The following is a 6,381-nucleotide window of genomic DNA, read 5'->3' on the forward strand; positions in this document are numbered from 1 at the left end:
CGATCATGAAAAGCCATATAATGTATATGGAGGTTTACAGGATAATGGTGTTTGGAAAGGAGCCAACAATGCACGTGAGGATAACAGTTGGCATCAAGGAGGGCAGTATCCATGGACCTCAATTATGGGAGGTGATGGAATGCAGGTTCAGATTGATAGTCGTAATTCTAATATTGTTTATACAGGCTATCAATTTGGAAATTATTACAGATTGAATTTAGAAACTAATGCAAACAAATACATTCAACCTAAACATACTTTAGGTGAAAATCCGTACCGTTTTAATTGGCAGACGCCAATATTATTATCACCTCACAATCAAGATATTTTGTATTTAGGAGGTAATAAGCTAATGCGTTCAATGAATCAAGGTGATGATTGGGTGGCTATTAGTGATGATTTGACTCAAGGTGGTAAAAAAGGCAATGTGGCTTATGGTACTTTAACGTCCATAAGTGAAAGTCCCTTTCAATTTGGTCTTATTTACACAGGATCCGATGATGGTTTAGTGCAGGTTACTAAAAACGGAGGAGGTAATTGGAATAATATCTCTAGTGCTTTTCCAAAAGATTTATGGGTAAGTCGTGTTGTGGCTTCTAAGCACAAAAAAGAGCGCGTTTATGTAACGCTAAATGGTTACCGTTGGGATGATTTTAAAGTCTATGTCTTCATGAGTGATGATTATGGACAGACTTGGAAAGATGTCGGTGGTAACATTCCTGCATCTCCAGTAAACGTTATTGTAGAAGATTCTCAAAACGAAAATATACTTTATCTGGGTACTGATAATGGTGCTTATGTTTCATTTGATATGGGCAATTCCTGGGAAGTTTTCTCTAAAGGATTACCAAATGTAGCTGTGCACGACATTGTCATTCAGCCTGAGGCCAAGGACCTATTATTAGGGACACATGGACGCAGTATTTATAAAGCAAATATTGCTCCGCTTCAAAATATGAATGATGACATGAATACTAAATCAATTTCAGTTTTTGATGTGAGTGCAGTGCGTTATTCTAGTCGTTGGGGAAGTTCTTGGAGCAAGTGGTTGGACGCTTATGAGCCTGAAAAAACAATTCAGTTTTTTAGTAATACGTCTGGTCAAACGACACTCAAGATTTTATCAGAAGGTGGTGCAGAATTGAGCAGTATGGTAATAAATGTTGATAAAGGCTTCAATTATGTGGATTATAATTTAGAATTAACTGCAAAAGGTCGTAAAGCTTTAATGAAAGAAAATACTAGTTTAGATATCAATGAGGCAAGCAATGGAAAATATTATTTACCAAAAGGTGCTTACACTATTAAAATTGGCGAAGCAAAAACAAATCTTTCTATAGATTAATTAAAAGTTTATTTTTACAACTAATTTAACCAAACTAAATATGAAAAAATTAATTATAATTTTATTCCTAGCTTCTCTTTCTGGATTTTCACAAGAAAGAACTAATAACTTTGATGAATGGACTTTTAAGTTCGGAGTTAATATGGTTGATAGTCGCGGAAATAGAAATGTTGTCAGTGGTATCACCCAATTAGAACAAAATGCGTTTGGTTCCATTCCGCTTACCTTAGGATTAGAAAAAAGATTAAATAAAAACTTTGGATTAACTATTCAAGGTAGTTTAAATTCTTGGGAAGAATTAGAAGGAGTCATTGATGGAGTTTTGTTAAAACAAAAAGAGAGATATTATGCTCTTGATATCAATGGAAAAGTATATTTGAATCAACTACTCAATTTTGGTGAAGGACTATCATTCTTAGATCTTTATGGAAATGCTGGATTGGGTTATTTCGTTATTAACCGAGGAACTTTTACGTATAATTACGGGGTTGGAGCTTCAGTATGGTTAACAGATCGCCTTGGACTTGACTTTAATACTACAGTAAAAAGCGTTTTTAGTGAAACTGAGATGTTCGAATCAGGGCATTTTTTATATTCTTTTGGATTATTAGTGCAATTGGGTAGAACTAAATCAAGTAAACAAGAAATGACTAATGGTTCAGAATTAAGAAAAGATTCTGATTCAGACGGCGTGCCTGATGATAAAGATTATTGCGTAAATACACCAGGATCTCCAATGAATAATGGATGTCCTTTTGTTGATTCTGATAAAGATGGAGTTGTTGATAGTGCAGATCATTGTCCACAAATAAAAGGTGACCTTACCAATCATGGTTGTCCAACTGCTACCAAAAAACCAGTTGAAAATAAAATAATTGAAACAGTTAATGATACTAAGCTTCAGTTAGAGAAAAAAAATAGTGATTTAAATGCCTTGGCTCGTGGAATAAAGTTTGAATCAGGCAACTATAACTTTACTCAGGACACCTATCCTTATTTGCTAGATTTGTCAAGAATTTTATCTTCAGAGCCTAACTCGATGAGATTTAAAATTATTGGGCATACAGATAGTTCAGGGAGTTATGAAGCAAATAGAAAACTATCGTATATGAGAGCAAGTGCAGTAAGAAATTACCTTGTTGATAGCGGCATTTTAAAAGATAGAATTGACATCGAAGGCTTAGGTGAAGCAGAGCCAATTGAAACTAATTTAACCAAAGAAGGTCGGTCCAAGAATAGACGCGTAGAAATTAAGATTTTAAGTAATTGATTCAAAAATTGAAATCAAAAACTGAAATCTTTTGTAATTCGTTTCCTTTCAGTTCATAAAGTTTTAATTGATTTTTTTGACTGAAAGTCGTTATTATACCTTAAAGAAGATTACCTAATTAAAACGATTCTAAATAAATAATTATAATATAGGCAAGTTGGCAAAACGCCATTTGAGCAGTATCTTTGTAGTACTAACAAAAAGTTTAGATCTACAATGAGCGGAATTCTTAGTTCGTCTATTGGAAGAAAGTTTGCCATGGCACTTTCGGCACTCTTCCTTATGGTTTTTTTATTACAACATTTTGCTATAAATATCTTATCGGTTTTTAGTCCAGATACCTTTAATGAGGTGTCTCATTTTATGGGAACTTTTTGGGCTGTTCAGTTTATTTTACAGCCTGTATTAATTTTTGGTGTTGTATTTCATTTTGTAATGGGTTTTGTCTTAGAAATTCACAATAACAGGGCAAGAGCCGTTGGTTATGCAAAAACAAGTCGTGCTGCCAACTCAACTTGGATGAGTAGAAATATGCTATTGACAGGGGCAGTGGTATTAGCCTTTTTAATTTTACATATGTATGATTTTTGGGTACATGAAATGACCGTAAAGTATATGGAAGGTGATATGAGTGGACTTGTTGATCCGAATATTCAAGACTCAGGATTCCGTTATTACGAAGAATTAAGAGAGAAGTTTGTAGATCCTTTACGAGTTGGTTTTTACATCATTGGCTTTATTTTATTAAGCTTACACCTATTGCATGGTTTCAATTCTGCATTCCAGTCAGTAGGTGCTAACAATAAGTATGTAAAGAGTCTAAAAGGATTTAGTAAGGTGTATGCTATTGGAGTACCATTAGGATTTGTATTTATAGCCTTATTTCATCATTTTACCCACTAAATAAAAGATAATATGTCAATATTAGATTCTAAAATACCAGATGGTCCTTTAGCGGACAAGTGGACCAAACATAAAAATGATATAAATCTTGTTAATCCAGCCAACAAGCGTTTGATTGATGTGATTATTGTTGGTACAGGTTTAGCAGGTGGATCTGCTGCGGCAACTTTGGCTGAATTAGGTTATAACGTTAAGGCATTTTGCTTTCAAGATTCTCCAAGACGTGCGCACTCTATTGCTGCACAAGGTGGAATCAATGCGGCTAAGAACTATCAAGGTGATGGTGATTCAACGTATCGTTTATTTTATGATACTGTAAAGGGTGGTGACTACCGTTCAAGAGAATCTAACGTGTATCGATTAGCTGAGGTATCAACTAATATTATTGACCAGTGTGTTGCCCAAGGTGTACCTTTTGCTCGAGAATATGGTGGTCTTTTAGATAACCGTTCGTTTGGCGGTGTGTTAGTATCAAGGACGTTTTATGCCAAAGGCCAAACAGGACAACAACTATTATTAGGTGCGTACGCAGCAATGAACCGTCAGATTGGGCGTGGGAAAATAAAAATGTACACGCGTCATGAAATGCTTGACGTGGTTATTGTTGATGGTAAGGCCAGAGGAATTATAGCTAGAAATTTAGTAACTGGTGAAATAGAAAGACACTCAGCACATGCGGTTGTTTTAGGTACAGGAGGTTATGGAAATGCCTTTTACTTATCGACCTATGCAATGGGTTCTAATGTAACAGCAGCTTGGAAAGCCCATAAACGTGGTGCATTTTTCGCTAATCCGTGTTACACACAAATTCACCCAACGTGTATTCCTGTTTCTGGTGATCATCAGTCTAAGTTAACCTTAATGTCAGAGTCCTTACGTAATGATGGACGTATTTGGGTACCAAAGCACATGAAAGATGTTGAAGCCATTAGAAATGGTAGTTTAAAACCAACTGAAATTGCTGAAGAAGATCGCGATTATTACTTAGAGCGTCGCTATCCTGCTTTCGGTAACTTAGTACCTCGTGATGTGGCATCTCGAGCGGCAAAGGAGCGTTGTGACGCAGGTTACGGGGTTAACCAAACCGGCGAAGCTGTGTATTTAGATTTCGCTGCGGCCATTGAGCGTTACGGTAAGGAACAAGCTTATATAAAGGGCTTAGATGATAATGACATGAAAGTCGTAACCGATTTAGGCAAAAAAGTAGTTGAAAACAAGTATGGTAACTTATTCCAGATGTATGAAAAAATTGTTGATCAGAATCCATACGAAACTCCAATGATGATTTATCCTGCGGTTCACTATACAATGGGTGGACTTTGGGTTGATTATAATTTAATGACAACGGTTCCTGGACTTTATGCAGTTGGTGAAGCTAATTTCTCTGATCATGGTGCTAACCGTTTAGGGGCTTCTGCCCTAATGCAAGGTCTAGCTGATGGTTATTTTGTATTGCCATATACAATTGGAGATTACTTAGCGCATGATATAAGAACAGGACCAATCCCAACAGACACAAAAGAATTTGATGATGCCGAAAATAGTGTTAGAGAAACATTAGATAAGCTTATTAATAATAAAGGAACAAAGTCTGTAGACCACTTCCATAAGCGTCTTGGTAAGATTATGTGGAATAAATGTGGTATGGCAAGAAACGAAAAGGAACTAAAAGAAGCTATCAAAGATATTGCAGAATTAAGAGAGGAGTTCTATAATGATGTATTTGTGCCAGGTGCTCAAGATGAATATAACGAAGAGTTGGCTAAGGCAGGTCGCGTTGCTGACTTTCTTGAATTAGGGGAATTATTTGCAAAGGATGCCTTAGAGCGTAATGAATCTGCAGGTGGCCACTTTAGAGAGGAATATCAGACTGAAGGTGGTGAAGCACTGCGTGTTAAAGAGTATCAATACGTATCTGCTTGGGAGTACAAAGGACAACCTAGTGAGGCCGTTCATCACAAAGAGCCATTGACGTATGAAAATATTGAAGTAAAAGAAAGAAGTTACAAATAAAAAGCTATGATGAATTTAACGTTGAAGATATGGCGTCAAAAAGGCGCCAATGACAAAGGAAAAATAGTTGATTATCCGGTTTCAGGAATCTCTCCAGATATGTCCTTCTTGGAAATGTTAGATGTATTAAACCAAGAGTTAATTGAAAAAGGAGAAGCACCTGTGGCCTTTGATCATGATTGTCGTGAAGGTATTTGTGGAACATGTTCTTTATACATTAATGGTAGAGCGCATGGACCATCTACTAAGATTACGGCATGCCAATTACACATGAGAAGTTTTAGTGATGGTGACACTATTTATATTGAACCATGGAGAGCAAAAGCATTTCCTGTAATTAAAGATTTAATTGTTGATCGTTCATCTTTTGATCGTATTCAGCAAGCCGGTGGATTTATTTCGGTAAATACTTCTGGTAATACACAAGATGCAAATGCGATTCCGATTGAAAAGGAAAATGCGGATAAAGCATTTGATGCGGCAACCTGTATTGGTTGTGGAGCATGTGTTGCAAGTTGTAAAAATTCTTCTGCAATGCTATTTGTGTCGGCAAAAGTCTCTCAGTTTGCTTTGTTACCACAAGGACAAGTAGAAGCTACAGATCGTGTTTTAAATATGGTTAAGCAAATGGATGAAGAAGGCTTTGGAAATTGTACCAACACAGGTGCATGTGAAGTCGAATGTCCAAAAGGTATCTCTTTAGAGAATATTGCACGTATGAATCGTGAATATTTAGCTGCAAGTTTTAAAGGCTAATAGAATAACTGCTAATCAAAAAAGAAATATTCTAATTCCTAAGGTAAACTATACCTTAGGAATTTTTTATTGTGACTGCATTAGATACTAAGAA

The 6,381-nt window shown here is 36.0% G+C and carries 5 protein-coding genes; all 5 read left to right on the forward strand.

Annotated elements, in window-relative coordinates; translation table 11 throughout:
• The coding region (locus HRU49_RS13665) for a sialidase family protein (RefSeq protein ID WP_296358114.1) at window positions 1-1,345 on the forward strand (1,345 nt) is incomplete at its 5' end.
• Window positions 1,346-1,385: 40 nt separating this feature from the next.
• Window positions 1,386-2,615 (forward strand): OmpA family protein, encoded by a 1,230-nt coding sequence (locus tag HRU49_RS13670; protein ID WP_296358116.1) that lies wholly within the window; start codon window positions 1,386-1,388, stop codon window positions 2,613-2,615.
• Between the two features lie 216 nt (window positions 2,616-2,831).
• Entirely contained in the window at window positions 2,832-3,518 is a 687-nt protein-coding gene (locus HRU49_RS13675; RefSeq protein ID WP_296358118.1) for a succinate dehydrogenase cytochrome b subunit, read from the forward strand.
• Window positions 3,519-3,530: 12 nt separating this feature from the next.
• Window positions 3,531-5,531, forward strand: a complete 2,001-nt coding sequence (locus HRU49_RS13680; RefSeq protein WP_296358120.1) for a fumarate reductase/succinate dehydrogenase flavoprotein subunit — start codon at window positions 3,531-3,533, stop codon at window positions 5,529-5,531.
• A 9-nt stretch (window positions 5,532-5,540) separates the two neighbouring features.
• Window positions 5,541-6,287: a succinate dehydrogenase/fumarate reductase iron-sulfur subunit gene (locus HRU49_RS13685; protein ID WP_296358122.1), complete on the forward strand. Its 747-nt coding sequence runs from the start codon at window positions 5,541-5,543 to the stop codon at window positions 6,285-6,287.
• Window positions 6,288-6,381: the final 94 nt, after the last annotated feature.

Source organism: Winogradskyella sp., from assembly GCF_013213975.1.
In the GTDB taxonomy this organism is placed as follows: Bacteria; Bacteroidota; Bacteroidia; order Flavobacteriales; family Flavobacteriaceae; genus Winogradskyella.